This is a genomic window from Xanthomonas campestris pv. asclepiadis, assembly GCF_020784175.1.
Lineage (GTDB): Bacteria > Pseudomonadota > Gammaproteobacteria > Xanthomonadales > Xanthomonadaceae > Xanthomonas > Xanthomonas campestris_D.
In genome coordinates, this window is sequence record NZ_JAJGQM010000070.1 from 1 (window position 1) to 16,247 (window position 16,247).

Consider the following 16,247-nt stretch of genomic DNA (forward strand, 5'->3'; position numbering starts at 1 on the left):
TCTTCATGGAACCTCCTCGGGAAAGGGGACGAGAAAATTCCACTTCTGGCGTCAGCTAATGGGCGGGGGGATTACCATGAGGGCTACGATGGAAAACTAATCTCGGATTTTCTTGAGCGTCAATTGTCTTGGCTTGGCCAAAATGCCACGCTCGATAAAGAAGCCACGCTAAAAAAGCTTTGGGCACTGTCTTTTCGTGAAAGAAAAACGATTGCGGAAAAGGTTTGTGAGGCGCTCCGCCAAGGCGTTTCGCTTTGTATTTATGAGAAAAATAGGGAGGGAAGTCGAATTCGAGAATTGAGCCTGCTTGACTTCAATGCCTATGACATTATGCGTGGGATCGAGCTCTTTCTTTCTTCCAAGCTTCTCCAGCCTCCGACTGCGGCCGGTCCAACTATCAAATCCAGCCTGTAGTCGTGTGCGCTAATGCCGGTCAGCTGGATTACTGAGGGTCGGCAGGGATTCGTGAAAAGTTCTTTACTGACAGCAGGTTAGCTCACTTTTGGCTGTTTTTTACACGAATCCCTGCCGACCCTCAATCCCTGCCGACCGTCTTCCGGCTTACAACCCTGTTAGAGAATTTTTAAAGGAGACGAACAGTTGCCTGCGGGAAAGACGCGAGTCTCCGGATGTCCGTTCTGAGACCTCCACGGGAGAGAAGATAAGCTGCAACTTGGCCTGCTCGATCTTGGACAGAAAATAAGGGCCCCACACCGTCAATTCGTGGTTGTCCGCCACATTGATCCTGCTCGCCGGCTGGTCTGTAATGGTGACGAATTGCGCGAAGCGCTCGCCGCTGGCGCTGCCGGCGCGCTCGCCAGTGGCTGCCCTGTCTTGATTCCAGTGCGGGTGATGCATGAAAAAGGGCATGGACTGGATCGGATCCAGCGTGCGAGTGAACTGGCGCAGCGTGAAGTGCAATGCGCTGCGCTCCGATGTCAGGCTGTCCCTGTAGCGCCTCACGATGCCCGCTTGCCCCAGCCGTGGCGGGTTGAAGGCATACACGCTGACCTTGCCACTGGCCCCGGCCGCACGCAGAAAGTGCGCGATATCGAAGCCGGCGACCATGGCCCCTGACGCGCCCAAGCTATGTCCCGTCAATGACATCAATAATGCCTTGCCGCTGTCCCGCGCCAGGTTCGAGTAGCGTATCAGCACGTCCTTCATGATGGCTCCTTCGGCGCGCGGCAGCTGAGCTTCGGAGTGCCACCATTCCTGCCAGCCTGCGCCCACCTTGCCCAACGTGGGAAGGCGTTCGTCCAATATGTTGACGTGCGGCTGGGCGATCTGGCTTCTCATGTCGCACAGCAGATCGTTGGTCGCATCCAAGCGAGTGCCGGAGAAGCCCAGCACCACCACGATAGCGTCGTCCGTCGCACCCTCCCACAATTTCAACCGCGGCGTGGACATCGGCGCATCAAGATGGAGCCCGCCGATGTCGGCCACCGTCGCCAGATCGGCTGTGTAGGATTCGCCCGCGCATGCGCGCATGCATTCGAGGACAACACGGCAGTGCATCTCCCATTGCTCATCCTGCCTGGACGACTGTGCCGATGCACGATCCACCTGTGCAATCGCACTGGCGAGATCGGAGGTTTGGGCATCTATCTGCAGCAGAGGCATGTGACATGATCGCTCTGCCTTTGCCACGATCGACTGCAGCGTCTTGCGTATGCGTTTGACCGGCGCAGCATTGAGGCCGGCGAACGCCCCCGCGCTGTCGCGCACCTGACAGGGGGAAGCGGTAACGGACATAGGCGCACCGACGTCGGCGACGACAGTCTTCGCGTGCGGAAGACTTAGCAAAGACATTGAAGCAGTTCGCATCTCGTCAGATTCCAAATGAGTCCGCAGGGATTAGACCTCGCAAAGGCGATCAACTGAAACGTCTGCGGCGGATCTGCTCGCGTTCCTCTGCGGTCAGATCATCAATGTGGATGTAGTGGACGCCTAGACCGCGCGGTGCGCTCAGAAGCTGCGATTCGCTCTCGTCCTGGCTATGGTCGGGCGAAGAGATCAGCCCAACGATCGTTCCATGCGGGGCCACCCGCCATAGGGCCACGCGCTGGAAGACGCGTGGCTCATCGGCCTCGGCAGCTTTTGAATAGGTGGCGTACCAACCATCGGCAGGCAGGTAGCGATAAGAACCGTAGTCGTTCATAGCGTCTCTGGGCGATGCGGGATGACGCTCTGATTGTCGATATGCGCCGGTAAGCGGGATGCGGGAGTTTCTGATTTGGCGCTGCAGCTACGCACCGGGTCATCTGGGCTTCGCTGCTGCGGGAAGGGTTTCGCGCACTACGCGCAGTGCACCGGATGGGCTGCGAGAGCTAACAGCTACCTGTGGCGGGGCGTTGGGACGGCCAAGCCGCACCTGAGCGGTCGGCGCTGACACCCTGCTCGCAATGCCATTGCTAGCGTGCTACACCCAGTTCACAGGGAACCTCTGCAGCACATCAACCCGTAAGGCTGATTCGACGTCGCCATGAATACCACAGGGTTGGCAGGGATTCGTGCAAAAAACAGGCAAAAGTGGGATAACCTGCTGTTAGTAAAGAATTTTTTCGCAGATTCCTGCCGGCCCTCAATCCCGGCAGCGTGTACTGCCGAATAGTCCTTGCGTGCTCTGCTGTGAAGCAGGCGGCATCCGTCTATTACCCACCCTGCGACCACTGGTCTCGCACAGTCGCCGCAAGACAGTTGCAGCGTGCCGAACCTCGAAAGGGACGAGGTAGTGGATGAGCGATGGAAGCGCCGTTTTATCCGGCAACTTCATGTTTTCAAAAAAGAAATTGGATTCTGCGAGTCATTTTTACACGTATGTCGGCTGAACCCCTATTGCGCAGGCGTCAGTTAGTAGTAATACTACTAACCATGGACCTGACCGATACCCAGCAAGCAATCCTGGCCTTGATCGCCGAGCGCATCGATGCCGACGGCGTCCCGCCCTCGCAGACCGAGATCGCGCGCGCCTTCGGCTTCAAGGGTGTGCGCGGCGCGCAATACCATCTGGAGGCATTGGAGCAGGCCGGTGCGATCCGTCGCGTTCCAGGGCAGGCTCGCGGCATCCGCCTGGCCGGGCAGGGCGCTCCGTCGCGTACACCGCCTGCCGCAAACGAGCCGATGCGCGACGATGTCCTGCGCTTGCCGGTGCTGGGGCGTGTGGCGGCAGGCCTTCCGATCGGCGCGGATATCGGCTCGGACGACTTCGTGGTGCTGGACCGGGTGTTCTTCTCGCCGTCCCCGGACTATCTGCTCAAGGTGCAGGGCGACTCGATGCGCGACGAAGGCATCTTCAACGGCGACCTGATCGGGGTGCACCGCACCCGCGACGCGCGATCGGGCCAGATCGTGGTGGCGCGGATCGATGAGGAGATCACGGTCAAATTGTTGAAGATCGGCAAGGACCGCATCCGCTTGCTGCCACGCAACCCGGACTACGCGCCGATCGAAGTGTTGCCGGACCAGGATTTCGCGATCGAGGGCCTGTACTGCGGGCTGTTGAGGCCGAATCGTTGAGCACTGCGCCGATGGCAGCACTGGCGTTATCCCGAGCCGGTACCACAGGATTTTCCGCTGCCATCGCCATGGCCACCGCTCTAATCTGAGTGTGTCGCAGCCAGTCTCAGCCTGTGCGATACACCGCCGTTACATTAGCCCTACACCGAAATCACTGACAAGGATCACCCAGATGGATGAGAACAAGAAGCGCGCCCTTTCCGCCGCACTGAGCCAGATCGAAAAGCAATTCGGCAAGGGCTCGGTGATGCGCATGGGCGACCGTGTGATCGAGGCCGTCGAAGTCATTCCGACCGGCTCGCTGATGTTGGACATCGCACTGGGGATCGGCGGCCTGCCCAAGGGCCGTGTTGTCGAAATCTATGGTCCGGAGTCGTCGGGCAAGACCACCCTGACCCTGCAGGCGATTGCCGAATGCCAGAAGAAGGGCGGCACCGCTGCCTTCATCGATGCCGAGCATGCGCTGGATCCGATCTATGCCGCCAAGCTGGGCGTCAATGTCGACGACCTGCTGCTGTCGCAGCCGGACACCGGCGAGCAGGCACTGGAAATTGCCGACATGCTGGTGCGTTCCAGTTCGGTGGATATCGTGGTGGTCGACTCGGTCGCCGCGCTGACTCCGAAGGCGGAAATCGAAGGCGAAATGGGTGATCAGTTGCCGGGTCTGCAGGCCCGTCTGATGAGCCAGGCGCTGCGCAAGCTGACCGGCAACATCAAGCGTTCCAACACGCTGGTGGTCTTCATCAACCAGTTGCGCCACAAGATCGGCGTGATGATGCCGGGCCAGAGCCCGGAAGTGACCACCGGCGGCAACGCGCTGAAGTTCTACGCATCGGTCCGTCTGGATATCCGTCGTATCGGCGCGATCAAGAAGGGCGACGAAATCATCGGCAATCAGACCAAGATCAAGGTGGTCAAGAACAAGCTGGCACCTCCGTTCAAGCAGGTCGTGACCGAAATCCTCTACGGCGAAGGCATTAGCCGCGAAGGTGAGCTGATCGACATGGGCGTGGAAGCCAAGTTGGTCGAGAAAGCCGGCGCCTGGTACAGCTACGGCGAAGAGCGCATCGGGCAGGGCAAGGACAATGCCCGCACCTATCTGCGCGACAACCCGCAAGTCGCGGCACGGCTGGAAGGCGAACTGCGCGAGAAGTTCCAGCCGGCCGAGGCGCCGCGCGAAGCCGGCGACGACGTCGAGAAGGAATAACGGCAGCCCGCAGTGCGAGCTGAGCCGTGATCAGGCAGGTGCCGGCGACAAGCGCGAACCGGGACGCCCGAGTGGCCATCCCCGGTTCCGCCTGCTGGCCGCGCTCGCCTGATGGCAGAGCGGCCGAGCTGATGGCGGCGGCAAGTTTTCTATCGCGGGGACGGCGGAGTCAGTGCCGTCGCTTCCCGCGGTAGATCTATCGAAGGCCAGGAGGGCAGGCGCCACGGACGGCGCATTGATGCAGCATGTGATTTTGTTACTCGGGACACCCACGATGGACGAGCAACAGCCCGCGCCAAAGCGGGGACGCCGGTTCAAGGAACAGACCCCGGTCCAACGTGCACTGGGATTGCTGGTGCGGCGCGAGCATTCGCGCAAGGAATTGAACCGCAAGCTGCTGGCACGCGGTATCGAGCCGGACGCCGCGCAGGCGGCCGTAGAGCGCCTGGCTGACGAAGGTTGGCAGGAGGACACCCGGTTTGCGGCCTCGGTCGTGCGCAATCGTGCAGGCTCGGGCTACGGTCCGCTGCATATCCGCGCCGAGCTCGGGACCCATGGCCTGGACAGCGATGCCATCAGCGCCGCAATGGCGACATTTGAAGGCGACTGGACCGAAAACGCGCGCGATCTGATCCGCCGTCGCTTTGGCGACCAGGGCCCTACCGATCTGCCGCAACGGCGCAAGGCCGCCGATCTGCTGGCCCGGCGTGGTTTTGATGGCAACAGCATTCGTAGCGCCACGCGCTTCGACCTTGAGGACTGAGGGCGTCAGGCCTGCTACCCTTCGTGGTTTCAGGTTGTTCCGCTCATCTGCGCCCACATCTCATTGGGTGACCGGGACTGCCGCCCGCCCAATGCCAGCACATGAACGCACCCGCCAAATTCAGTACTTCCCAGATCCGCAGTGACTTCCTCGCGTTTTTCGAGGGGAAAGGCCACACCATCGTGCCATCCGCGCCGCTGGTGCCGGGCAACGACCCGACCTTGCTGTTCACCAACTCCGGCATGGTCCAGTTCAAGGACGTCTTCCTTGGCGCGGAGAAGCGCAGCTACGTGCGCGCGGCCGACGTGCAGCGCTGCCTGCGTGCCGGCGGCAAGCACAATGATCTGGATTCGGTGGGCTACACCGCGCGGCATCACACCTTCTTCGAGATGCTGGGCAACTGGTCGTTCGGCGATTACTTCAAGAAGGACGCCATCAGCTGGGCCTGGGAGCTGCTGACCCAGGTCTGGAAGCTGCCGGCCGAGCGGCTGCTGGTAACCGTCTACCACACCGACGAAGAAGCCTTCGCGCTGTGGCGCGACATGATCGGCATTCCGGAAAGCCGCATCGTGCGCATCGGCGACAACAAGGGTGCGCCGTACGCGTCGGACAACTTCTGGCAGATGGCCGATACCGGCCCGTGCGGCCCATGCACCGAGATCTTCTTCGACCATGGCGATCACATCGCCGGTGGTCCGCCCGGCTCGCCGGATGAGGATGGCGACCGCTTCATCGAGATCTGGAACCTGGTGTTCATGCAGTTCGACCGCCAGCCCGACGGCACCCTGGTGCCGTTGCCGGCGCCGTGCGTTGACACCGGCATGGGCCTGGAGCGTCTGGCTGCGATCCTGCAGCACGTGCATACCAACTACGAGATCGATCTGTTCCAGGCCTTGATTGGCAAGGCCAGTGCGCTGACCGGGGTCGCCGATCTGGAGAACAAGTCGCTGCGGGTGATCGCCGATCACATCCGCGCCTGTTCGTTCCTGATCGTCGATGGCGTGCTGCCGTCCAATGAAGGCCGTGGTTATGTGCTGCGCCGGATCATCCGGCGTGCGCTGCGGCACGGCTGGATGCTGGGGGTACGCCAGCCGTTCTTCAGCAAGATGGTGCCGACCCTGGTCGAGCTGATGGGCGAGGCCTATCCCGAACTGATGGTCGCGCGGGAGACCGTCGCGCGCGCACTGCTGGCCGAAGAAGAGCGTTTTGCCGAGACGCTGGATGCCGGCATGAAGATCTTCGACGACGTCGCCGCGCGCTCGCAGGAAGTGATTCCCGGCGCCGATGCGTTCCGCCTTTTCGATACCTACGGGTTCCCGGTCGATCTGACCTCCGACATCGCACGCGAGCGTGGCTTGCGCGTGGACATGGAGGGCTTCGAGTTCGCCATGGAGCGTCAGCGCGAGACCGCGCGTGCCGCCGGCAAGTTCGGTGGCGGCGTCGCATTGCCGGCCGATCTGGTCGCCACCATGTCGCCGACGGTGTTTCTGGGCTATGAAGCCTACGACGCCGATGCGCTCAAGGTGGTGGCGTTGCTCAAGCAGGGCCGGCCGGTCGAACGTGCGGAGGCCGGCGACGAGGTCATCGTGTTCACTGACCGCACGCCGTTCTATGCCGAATCCGGTGGCCAGGTCGGCGATAGCGGCCAGTTGAGCGGTAGCGATGTCTCCATCGAGATCGCCGACACGCAGAAGTTTGCCGGCCAGTTCCATGGCCATGTGGGGCGCATCACCGAAGGTGCGCTGGCAGTGGGGGATGTGCTGGCAGGCGGCATCGACGTGCAGCGTCGCGGCAAGACCATCCTCAACCACTCGGCCACGCATCTGCTGCATGCGGCCCTGCGCGAGGTGCTGGGCACGCATGTGCAGCAGAAGGGCTCGCTGGTTGCGCCGGACCGCTTGCGGTTCGACTTCTCCCACTTCCAGCCGATCACTCCCGAAGAGCTCGCCGTGATCGAACGCAAGGTCAACGCAGAGGTGCGCACCAACCACAGCGTTGAAGTGCACAACATGGCCATGCAGGAAGCGCTGGATTTCGGCGCGATGGCCTTATTCGGCGAAAAGTACGGCGAGAACGTGCGCGTGCTGAAGATGGGCGGCTATTCCACCGAGCTCTGCGGTGGCACTCACGTCACCCGCACCGGCGACATCGGCTTGTTCAAGATCACCTCCGAAGGCGGTGTGTCTTCGGGCGTGCGGCGCATCGAAGCGGTAACCGGGCAAGGCGCGTTGGACCATGTCGCCGATGAAGAACGGCGTCTGTTCGAAGCGGCCAGCCTGCTCGGTGGCAACGCCACCGAGGTGGTCGACAAGGTTCGCGCGCTCACCGAGCGTCAGAAGCGGCTTGAGCGTGAGCTGGAGTCGCTCAAGGCCAAGCTGGCCTCCGGAGCCACCGCAGACCTGGGTTCCAGCGCTGTCGATGTGGCAGGCGTCAAGGTGGTCGCCGTGCGTCTGGAGGGCTTCGACGCCAAGGCGTTGCGCGATGCGATGGACCGTCTCAAGCAGCAGTTGGGCGATTCGGTCATCGTGTTGGCAGGTGCTGCTGGCGGCAAGGTTGCGCTGGTGGCCGGCGTGAACGGCAGCCCAACTGGCAAGGTGAAGGCAGGGGAACTCCTCGGGCATATTGCCAGTCAGATCGGGGGCAAGGGCGGCGGTCGTCCGGATCTCGCCCAGGGTGGTGGCGAGGATGGTCCCGCCCTTGCGACCGCGCTGGAAGGCGTGCCCTCCTGGGTCAAGCAACACTTGGGCTGAACACTTGTCCTGGTATGCCTTGCTGGTTGGCAGGGTGTCCCGCTACCATTTCTGGTCTATTCCCTTTACCTAGGGCGCGCCTCGTCAGTAGGCCGCCGATGCTGGTGGGAAACCCACCGGTCCCAGGAGATTTGCAAAATGTTGATCCTCACTCGCCGGGTAGGCGAAACCTTGATGATCGGCGACTCGGTCACTGTGACCGTACTCGGCGTCAAGGGTAATCAGGTGCGTATCGGCATCACCGCACCGAAAGATGTTGCTGTACACCGCGAAGAAATCTATCAGCGGATCCAGCGTGGGGATGAGCCGGTCGCTTCCGGTGCGCATCACGGTGACGATTCTTCGAATTGATCGTCATAAAGGGTTTACGTTAGCCCCTCTTACCCGGTATTCTTCGCGGCCTGCAACGGACACCGCGGCAGGACGCAAAAACTGGAGCGATGCCCGAGCGGCTGAAGGGGCTCCCCTGCTAAGGGAGTATAGGGTCAAAAGCTCTATCGAGGGTTCGAATCCCTCTCGCTCCGCCAATGTCAAGAAGAAAGCCCCCGTAAAACGGGGCTTTTTTCGTTTCTCAGCCGGCGTGCCCCATGTTCTGCCCCACACTCTGCGATCCGGTCTGTTCGATGATCCAGGCGTCCAGCTGTGTGGACAGCCATAGCGACCGCGAGCACACCTTGTGCGGCTTGGGGAACTTGCCGGCCTGCATCTGGCGGTAGATCGTCGCCGGGCTAAGGCCCACCTTGGCGCGCACGTCCTTGATCGGTAATAGGCGCAGCTCAGTCTCGGTGTCAGGCATCGGGTGTCTCCTTCAGCAGGTACTTCGTGTCGATGTTCCAGCCGGCCTCGCGCGCGCCGAGCAGGCGCAGCTCGGCCGCGTCGAATTCGTCCAGGCGCAGGAACGCGATCGCGGCATCGATATGGGCCGGCGCCAGCACACGCCCGCGCGACAGGCGGTCGTAGACGTTCTGCACGCAGCACTGCCACGGCTCGGCCAGGTCCTGGATGCGCTTGCCCTCCTCGAGGAGGTGGCGCTTCAGCACCTGGCGCACGGTGGCCTTGCCGACCGGCACGCGGATGGGCCGGCCGCCAACGGCAAGCCCGTTGTTGCGTGGCTGCCGGGGCAGAGAGCGGGAGCCGTCAGCCATTCCGCACCTCGATCTGCACCGCCGCGCGCTGGGGGAACGCGAAGGCAGCCGCCAACAGCACGAGCGCCAAGCCATCGGCGAACAGCTCGGTAGTGCTACCGGGAGTCGCGTTCCAGCCGAAGTAGCTGGTCTCCAGTCCCCACCAGTAGAGAGCGATGAGGGCGATCGGCGCGTTGAGCTTGCGCATCACGGCTGCACCTCGCCTGCCGGCTTTGCCTGCTGGTCGATGATCTGCAGCACATCTGCCAGGACCAGGTCGGGATCGGTCTCCTCGGCGGGAACTCGCATGCATCCATGTCCGGACACGATGCGGTTGATCGCGGCCTCGATTCGTGGGCGCATGGCTGCCAAGTCCTTCGCCGCTGCCGGCTGGGGGTGGATGGCGAGGGCTGCTGCCTCTTCGTCCGCCATGAGCTCATAGTCGGTGTTGTCCCATATGGCGCCGATGCCACCGCATTCGACGCAACCGGTCCCAAGGTAGCAACGAAGCCCCGCGCTATACGGTCCTGTCTCCACGCCTTCGTTCAATTCATGGCAGCCGCTGCATGCGCGCCAGAATCCGTTGCCGGCGCTGATCTGTTCGGACACACCAATAAACTCCACCGGCACAGCAGCAGGCGCGGGCGGGGCGGTGTAGAGCGGCTGTGTGAATTTGCCGGCCACCGACTTGCGCGCAGGCAGATAGTGCCCACCCTCTCCGCGCATCGGATCGGCGTGCACTTCCAGCTGCTCCGGACTGACAAAAATAGCCGGCTCATGCCCCACGGGCTGGCGGGCGGCGAGGGCGCGCACTTTTTCCGGCAAGTCGTGGTAGCTCCAGCGAGCGCCTGCAGGCTCAGGGCCGTTAACGATCACAGCTATCTCTGCAAGAAGATGCGCCAAGCGATCAATGACGTATTCGTCTTCGTCGGCATCGCGGAGCACATCCACCGGCACAGCAGCAGGCGCGGGCTGTCCCAGATCACCACCGAAGCCGTGCGCGATTCGCAGCGACTCGTTGGCTTTTTCCTCGGCTACGAAACCGGCCGCCACCAGCAGCTTGATCGCCATCCGATCATGCCCGGCCGGAGTAGCAGGCGCTGGGTGCTTCACCGCCTCAGCCCGCGCCATTTCCCAGAACGGCGCAAGCCAGTGATCTGCAGGCGGTGGAGTGTGGTTCTGCGCGCCAACCATTATGGTGCCGGCGATGCAGTCGGCAACTCGGGAGCGGATGCCTGCTGGATCCGCATCAAGCGAGTAGGGCACGTTCACCGGCGCGGGCGGGGTAGTGTGCTCGGTGGCAATCTGTAGCAACAGGCGATTGGCGGCCGAGAATTCGTCTTCATCTAGCACGCGCCCCAAGTACTCCCCCAGCTCACGGAGAGCATTCGGGCTGCGGGCAATCTCGGCCCGCACGAACTGTTCGAAACGATCTTCTGCGGACCGCAGCCGGCGCGGCTCCTGCCCCACCGGCTGGCGGGCGGCGAGGGCGGCTTCAAGTTCCTCCGCGCAACGAATCAGAACGGCCCGGCCAGCTTTGTGCTCGCTTGCCTGTTTGCGCCAGCGGGTAGCGATGGCATAGGCCGCCCGCACGTCCAGCACTTCCCCCGCGCCACGCTGCTCGGCCTGCAACTGTCCGGAATTGCCGGATTGTTCGTTCAGGGCCGCCGCGTGCAGCTTGCCAATGATCCGGCCGGCGTCGACGTGATCCTTGGCGCCGAGCATATCGAGCAGGTGCTGGTGCAGCTGTGCCATAGGTGAGGGATGGGCAGGGCAAGGCCAGCGGAGAGAGCCGTCGCCCGACGGGCAGGTGCATTTGATTTCCATCGACATGGCTCAGCCCTCCACCTTCGACAGGCGCAGCGCCTGTTCGAGCACCAGGAACAGGCGGCGCATCTCGGCCGACTGCAGCGCGAAGCGAGCATCAAGCTCGGCGCGCGCGCCATCGCCCTCTGCGGTCTCCAGTTGATCTATGGCGCCGTCCAGCAGCTTGAATTTGCGCACCACCAGATCCTCGCCCAGGACGAACGACTGGTTGTCGTCCAGCACCAGCGCCAGCTTGGTGACCTGCTTGCCGGCCTCCAGGTGCTTCTCGATCTCGTCGCCGCGCAGCTCCTGGTGCTGGCACTTCACGATGGCGCCGCCCTCGATCGGGTCGCGCAGCTCGGCCTCCTCGCCGATGCTCAGCGATTCCGGCAGCGGCTCGCCGGCAATCCAGCCGGTGAGCACGGCGCGCGGCGCGACCTCGGCGTTGAGGGGCAGGGCCGGGAAGCTGCCGAGCATGCCGCGGATCTCCGACACCACGCTTTCGCCGACCTTGCGGCTGGATGTGTCGACGATGGCCACGCCGTGTTCCAGGTCGAGGATCACGTCGGTGCGCGAGTTGCGCACGAAGGCCTTGGGCAGCAGCTCGTGGATGATGTCGTCCTTGAGGCGCTTGCGCGCTTTGCCGCCCGGGCGCCGGCCTTCCTTCTTCTCGATGTCGGCGCACTTCTGCTCGAGCGCGTCGTTGATGACGGCGCCGGGCAGCATCTTGTCCTGGCCGCCGACGGCCAGCCACAGGAAGTCGCCGATCCGGTGTGACAGCTGCTCGGTCTCCTCGCGGCCGAAGGGCGAGACGAAGCCGCGCGAGGCCATCTCCAGCGGGCCGACGGGCTTGAGGGCGCACTGCGGCAGCAGCTCCTCGACGGCGGACAGGTCGAGGGAGGCGGGGAAGCGGAACATGGTGAGGTTGCGAAAGAACATGGTCACTCCGTGTCGGTGTGGAACGCCGCGAAGTGCTGCGGCAGCTGTGAGAGGTCTGGGCGCTGGCCGTTGCGCCAGGCGGTCTGGTAGTGGCGGCCGAACTGCTCGCGGAGCTGTTCGATTTCGCGGGCTTCGGGCGACTGGGTGGCGCGGCGCAGCTGGCGGGCGCTTTCGTAGCGCTGGAGGCGCGCCGCGGCGGTGATGTCCGGCGCCATGCCGGCGAGGTCGTGCTGCACGATGGCGTCAAGGCCGCGGCCGAGGAGGGCGATAGTCATGCGACTCCCCCAGCGGCAGGCCGGCACTGATGCCGCGCAGGCGCTCCTGGGCGATGTCGGCATAGGCTGGGTTGAGCTCGACGCCCAACCATTGCCGGCCCAGCCGCTCGGCGACCACTGCGGTCGTACCGGCGCCCATGAAGGGATCGAGCACCACGCCGCCAGCGGGCGCGCCGGCCAGAACGCACGGCTCGATCAGCTGCTCCGGGAAGGTGGCGAAGTGCGCTTCGCGGAATGGCTTGGTGGCCACCGTCCACACGCTGCGCTTGTTCCGCGTCTCGGTGTCGAATGTGGCCTCCGGGCGGTCCGCACGATGTTGGGCGGCCTGCTGGCCAGGCAGCACGTGCTCGGCAACGGCGCCTGCGCGAGCGATGGTGTCGCGCTGACTGCGGCCGCCGACGGCCTTCATGGTGCCGTTGGACTTGCCTGGTACACGGTCGCTGCCGGCCTGCTGGTCCAGGTCCTGCGCCCAGCGGGCCACGCTGCTGGCGGCGGCCTGTTCGCGGATCGCGCCCTGGTCGAAGTAGTAGCGCGGCGACTTGCTCAGCAGGAACAGGTATTCGTGCGCCTTCGTGCAGCGGTCGCCGACGCTCTCCGGCATCGGGTTGGGCTTCGCCCAGATGATGTCCTGCCGCAGATACCAGCCGGCCTCCTGCAGCGCAAATGCAACGCGCCACGGGATGCCGACGAGATCTTTGTGCTTCAGGCCTGCTGGGACGCGCGAGGAGCGGCGTGCATGGGCTTGGCGAACCGAGACGTGTGGAGACAGTCCGCCTTGCAGTCCGGTGGCCCCGATACTGCCGTTCGGCTTGCTTGCATAGCTGTCGCCCAGGTTGAGCCAAAGCGTGCCGTCATCGCGCAGCACGCGATGCACTTCAGCGAACACCGCAACCAGGCGCGCGACGTAGGCCGCCGGCGTTTCCTCCAGGCCGATCTGCCCCGCCATGCCGTAGTCGCGCAGGCCGTAGTAGGGCGGGCTGGTGATGCAGGTCTGCGCCGAGGCCTTGGACAGGGTGGGCAGGATGCTGAGGCAGTCGCCGACGTGGATCATGCGGCCACCTGCAGCGGCAGCGGCTTCGTGTCGAGGTTCGCCCGCGCCAGCGCGACCAGCGGCGGCGGGCTGACGGAGTTGCCGCACATGCGCACCGCCGCGCTGGTGCTGATGGCGCGCCCGTCGGCGGTGTGCGTGATCCGGTAGGTGGCGGGGAAGCCCTGCGCGCGGAACAGCTCGTGCGGCTTGAGCATGCGCAGGCCGATATCGACGATGACGTAGGGCGTACCCTGGATCGTTACCGTGACCAGCGCCATGCGATCGCGCGTCGTCGCGGTATCCAGCGGTTCGCGCAGATCCACGCCGATGCCGGTGCCGTAGTACTTCACCAGGAACGCAGCGACCTGCAGAGCGCCTGCGTGCTGCTCGGCGCTGAGCGTGCACTCGATCATCCCGTGGTGCACGGTGCTGGCGCACACGGTGCCCAGCGGCTCGTCTGCTGCCTGCCCGTGGGTGTTGTTGCGCATCGTCACCACGTGCGCGGTCGCGAGCTGCTGCTGGCTTCCGGTCGCGGTGATGGTGCTCATCGGCTCACGCGCATCGCGGCCGCCGCCTTCGTAGAATCCGCCGTTCGCCTGCTCGAGGAACGCCGATACAACCCCGAAACGCGTAGCGCCGGCCAGGACGGTCGGAAGCGGCTGCCGCACGTCATTTCCGACCACGTTCTGCGCCATTGCGGTGAGGTGAACTGCGGCGACCGCATGTTTCACGCCGCCGGCAACGACAGTACCGAGAGGCTGCTGCAGGTCCAGTGCGCGCGGCGCCTGCACGTCGTTGACGCGGTCGGAGCCCTGGTGCGTGGCCGGCACGATGAAAGGATCGGCCGACTGCAGCACGTGACGCATCACGCCTTTGGCGATGCGGCGCAGCGTGGCGTCAGCCAGCGGCCGCTTGCGGGTGAAGATCGACGGGCAGGGCAGGGAGAAGTCCAGACAGTCAGCGGCGCGCACGCGCGGCTGCTGCCCGGGCGCGGTGCCGTGCGTCGGGGCTGGCCACACGATCGGCTCACCATCGCGGCGCGCGATCAGGAACAGCCGCTCACGGCTCGTGCCGGCGCCGTAATCGCTGGCGGTCAGCTTGCGCCACTCTACGCGGTAGCCCTTCGACTCCAGCGCCGCGACGAACTGGCGCCAGGTGCGGCCGCTGTGGCGCTTGTCCGGCACCAGCTGCTGATTCGCTACCGGCACTCGCTCGCCGCGCGCCGCAACGGTGCCGTCCATCTTCAGCACGCGGCCGGTCGCCTTGCAGCGCTTGGCCACCAGCGGACCCCAGGTGAGGATCTGCCACACGTTTTCCAGCGACACGATGCGCGGTGCGTTGCCGGCGCGGCCGAGTTGGCCGACCCACTTCAGCACGACCCACGACAGGGCGCGCGTTTTGCGGCTGCGCGGCTGGCCGCCCTTGGCCTGGCTGAAGTGCGTGCAGTCCGGCGAGGCATGGAACCAGCCCACCGGGCGGCCGGCCACGTCTTTGCGCGGGTCGGCGTGCCAGATGTCCTCACGGTGGTGGATCGTCAGCGGATGGTTGGCCGCATGCATGCCGATCGCCCACTCATCGTGGTTGTAGGCCAGCGCCGGGTCGACGCCCAGCGCCTGCTTCAGCGCCTCGCTGGCGCCGCCGCCGCCGGCGAACAGATCGACCACGATCTCACCGGGGCGCAGGCACGAGACCTGCGCAACGGGGAAGTTGAAGGAGTGCGAGCCGTCAGCCATGGGTGCGTGCGTCCTGTGCGGTGGAGTGGAAGGCGCTCACTTCGTGATCAACCTGGTGGTGTAGGGGACGATGGTTTCGGCGCGGCGCGCGACGGCGCGCTCCTGGCTGGCGGTGCCTTGCCAGATGCGCCACGGATGGGCGCGGGGCCTCTTGGCGCGCTCAATCGCCGCGCGCTGTGCCGGGGTCTGCGTGGTGCTCATGCGCACGCACGCTGTGCGTAGGGCGCCAGCGGCGGCGCGATCGGCGGGAGGTTGCGCGGCAGGTCTTCCGCCGGAAGCACCGGTGCGACTGCATCGGCGATCGCCTCATACCAGCACTTCAGCTCGCGCCAGCTTTCTTCCGGCAGGTCGATGAAGGCGCCGCGCACGTAGATGTAATAGCCCTTGGCGACGTCCGGTTCGGGCGCCACGAAGTCGATACCGTGGGTGCGGCCGATGACGATCGACACGGACGGCACGCACGAGCGACTGCAGCAGCCAGCTGTTGCTGGTGGCGTCCCAGCGCAGGTCCACGTCGTAGTGGAAGCCCTTCACCGTGTGGCGGTAGGACTGGCGGCTCATGCAGCACCGCCGGCGGCGCGCAGCGCCTCATCGAACTGGTCGATCGCCACGCGGATGGGGTGGCGGACGTGCACGGCTTCGGGGCTGCTGACGTTGGCGATCGCGATGGCGTGCTCAAGGTCGGCGGAGAGCTGGCGGCCTTTCTCGAACAGGTCGGTCACCGCTGCGCGTGCGGCGATCTGAGCGATGGTGGCCTGGCCGGCATCGGTCGCACGCTGGATTGCCTGATCCAGCACCGACAGCACATCGACGGACACGCTCACGGCTGCACCTCGACGAAGGCCAGGCCGTGCATGACGCACTGCGCGTGCGCGGTGGCCGGGAAGGCAGCGGCATCGGCCGGCATCACCGCGTTGGCGCGGGCGCAGGAGTCTGGCAGGGCGTAGTCGCCGGAGCCGACCGCGTCTACGGCGTCGAGTGCTTCCTGCCAGCGGCGCGGGGTGAAGTCGCCACCGGTGAGCGCAGTGTCGACTCCCCCTAATTCAATGCCAGCCAAAACTAGAGGTCTGCGGTTGATGTTGATCACGGAACTCGGCGGGC

The 16,247-nt window shown here is 64.6% G+C and carries 18 protein-coding genes, 1 tRNA gene and 2 pseudogenes; 7 read left to right on the forward strand and 14 right to left on the reverse strand.

Features of this window, described 5'->3' with window-relative positions; translation table 11 throughout:
* Positions 1-414, forward strand: a pseudogene (locus LL972_RS20315) (hypothetical protein); the annotation flags it as partial.
* Positions 415-561: 147 nt separating this feature from the next.
* Here LL972_RS20315 and xopAP read toward each other — a convergent pair.
* Entirely contained in the window at positions 562-1,812 is a 1,251-nt protein-coding gene (xopAP, locus tag LL972_RS20320; RefSeq protein ID WP_228329132.1) for a XopAP family type III secretion system effector, read from the reverse strand.
* A 64-nt stretch (positions 1,813-1,876) separates the two neighbouring features.
* Entirely contained in the window at positions 1,877-2,161 is a 285-nt protein-coding gene (locus tag LL972_RS20325) for a hypothetical protein (protein ID WP_057679068.1), read from the reverse strand.
* 713 nt (positions 2,162-2,874) lie between these two features.
* On the opposite strand from LL972_RS20325, the gene lexA reads away from it, so the two are divergent.
* From lexA to LL972_RS20355, 6 genes are all read left to right on the forward strand, one after another.
* The gene (lexA, locus tag LL972_RS20330; protein ID WP_228329133.1) at positions 2,875-3,519 is read left to right on the forward strand and encodes a transcriptional repressor LexA; all 645 of its coding nucleotides are present in this window, start codon (positions 2,875-2,877) and stop codon (positions 3,517-3,519) included.
* A gap of 172 nt (positions 3,520-3,691) precedes the next feature.
* The gene (gene recA, locus LL972_RS20335) at positions 3,692-4,726 is read left to right on the forward strand and encodes a recombinase RecA (protein WP_104532297.1); all 1,035 of its coding nucleotides are present in this window, start codon (positions 3,692-3,694) and stop codon (positions 4,724-4,726) included.
* Positions 4,727-5,000: 274 nt separating this feature from the next.
* Positions 5,001-5,489 carry a recombination regulator RecX gene (recX, locus tag LL972_RS20340; RefSeq protein ID WP_228329136.1) on the forward strand — a complete coding sequence of 163 codons (489 nt, stop codon included), beginning with the start codon at positions 5,001-5,003 and terminating at the stop codon, positions 5,487-5,489.
* Positions 5,490-5,590: 101 nt separating this feature from the next.
* Complete coding sequence (alaS, locus tag LL972_RS20345; RefSeq protein ID WP_228329137.1) at positions 5,591-8,239, forward strand: alanine--tRNA ligase; 2,649 nt, start codon at positions 5,591-5,593, stop codon at positions 8,237-8,239.
* A gap of 138 nt (positions 8,240-8,377) precedes the next feature.
* Complete coding sequence (gene csrA, locus LL972_RS20350; protein WP_003481884.1) at positions 8,378-8,590, forward strand: carbon storage regulator CsrA; 213 nt, start codon at positions 8,378-8,380, stop codon at positions 8,588-8,590.
* A gap of 83 nt (positions 8,591-8,673) precedes the next feature.
* A tRNA-Ser gene (locus LL972_RS20355) sits at positions 8,674-8,766 on the forward strand.
* A gap of 44 nt (positions 8,767-8,810) precedes the next feature.
* Here the strand turns inward: LL972_RS20355 and LL972_RS20360 are convergent.
* The 12 genes and pseudogenes from LL972_RS20360 to LL972_RS20415 form a co-directional block, all read right to left on the reverse strand.
* Complete coding sequence (locus LL972_RS20360; RefSeq protein ID WP_115530211.1) at positions 8,811-9,035, reverse strand: helix-turn-helix transcriptional regulator; 225 nt, start codon at positions 9,033-9,035, stop codon at positions 8,811-8,813.
* The gene (locus LL972_RS20365) at positions 9,028-9,384 is read right to left on the reverse strand and encodes a hypothetical protein (protein WP_228329138.1); all 357 of its coding nucleotides are present in this window, start codon (positions 9,382-9,384) and stop codon (positions 9,028-9,030) included. The genes LL972_RS20360 and LL972_RS20365 overlap by 8 nt, the downstream gene beginning before the upstream one ends.
* A complete protein-coding gene (locus LL972_RS20370) occupies positions 9,377-9,571 on the reverse strand; it encodes a hypothetical protein (RefSeq protein WP_228329139.1) in 195 nt (64 codons plus the stop codon). The genes LL972_RS20365 and LL972_RS20370 overlap by 8 nt, the downstream gene beginning before the upstream one ends.
* On the reverse strand, positions 9,571-11,118 hold the full coding sequence (locus LL972_RS20375; protein WP_228329140.1) for a hypothetical protein: 1,548 nt from the start codon (positions 11,116-11,118) through the stop codon (positions 9,571-9,573). Before LL972_RS20375 ends, LL972_RS20370 begins: the two co-directional genes overlap by 1 nt.
* 81 nt (positions 11,119-11,199) lie before the next feature.
* Positions 11,200-12,108: a recombination-associated protein RdgC gene (locus LL972_RS20380; protein WP_228329141.1), complete on the reverse strand. Its 909-nt coding sequence runs from the start codon at positions 12,106-12,108 to the stop codon at positions 11,200-11,202.
* Positions 12,109-12,110: 2 nt separating this feature from the next.
* Positions 12,111-12,383: a hypothetical protein gene (locus tag LL972_RS20385; protein ID WP_228329142.1), complete on the reverse strand. Its 273-nt coding sequence runs from the start codon at positions 12,381-12,383 to the stop codon at positions 12,111-12,113.
* Entirely contained in the window at positions 12,352-13,434 is a 1,083-nt protein-coding gene (locus LL972_RS20390) for a DNA-methyltransferase (RefSeq protein ID WP_228329143.1), read from the reverse strand. The genes LL972_RS20385 and LL972_RS20390 overlap by 32 nt, the downstream gene beginning before the upstream one ends.
* The gene (locus tag LL972_RS20395) at positions 13,431-15,146 is read right to left on the reverse strand and encodes a DNA cytosine methyltransferase (RefSeq protein WP_228329144.1); all 1,716 of its coding nucleotides are present in this window, start codon (positions 15,144-15,146) and stop codon (positions 13,431-13,433) included. Before LL972_RS20395 ends, LL972_RS20390 begins: the two co-directional genes overlap by 4 nt.
* A 36-nt stretch (positions 15,147-15,182) precedes the next feature.
* Positions 15,183-15,347, reverse strand: coding sequence for a hypothetical protein (locus tag LL972_RS20400; protein WP_228329145.1), 165 nt, complete (start codon positions 15,345-15,347; stop codon positions 15,183-15,185).
* Positions 15,344-15,595 carry a hypothetical protein gene (locus tag LL972_RS20405; RefSeq protein ID WP_228329146.1) on the reverse strand — a complete coding sequence of 84 codons (252 nt, stop codon included), beginning with the start codon at positions 15,593-15,595 and terminating at the stop codon, positions 15,344-15,346. The genes LL972_RS20400 and LL972_RS20405 overlap by 4 nt, the downstream gene beginning before the upstream one ends.
* A gap of 108 nt (positions 15,596-15,703) precedes the next feature.
* On the reverse strand, positions 15,704-15,970 hold the full coding sequence (locus tag LL972_RS20410; RefSeq protein ID WP_228329147.1) for a hypothetical protein: 267 nt from the start codon (positions 15,968-15,970) through the stop codon (positions 15,704-15,706).
* A pseudogene (locus LL972_RS20415) lies at positions 15,967-16,247 on the reverse strand (hypothetical protein); the annotation flags it as partial. The gene LL972_RS20410 and the pseudogene LL972_RS20415, both read right to left, overlap by 4 nt.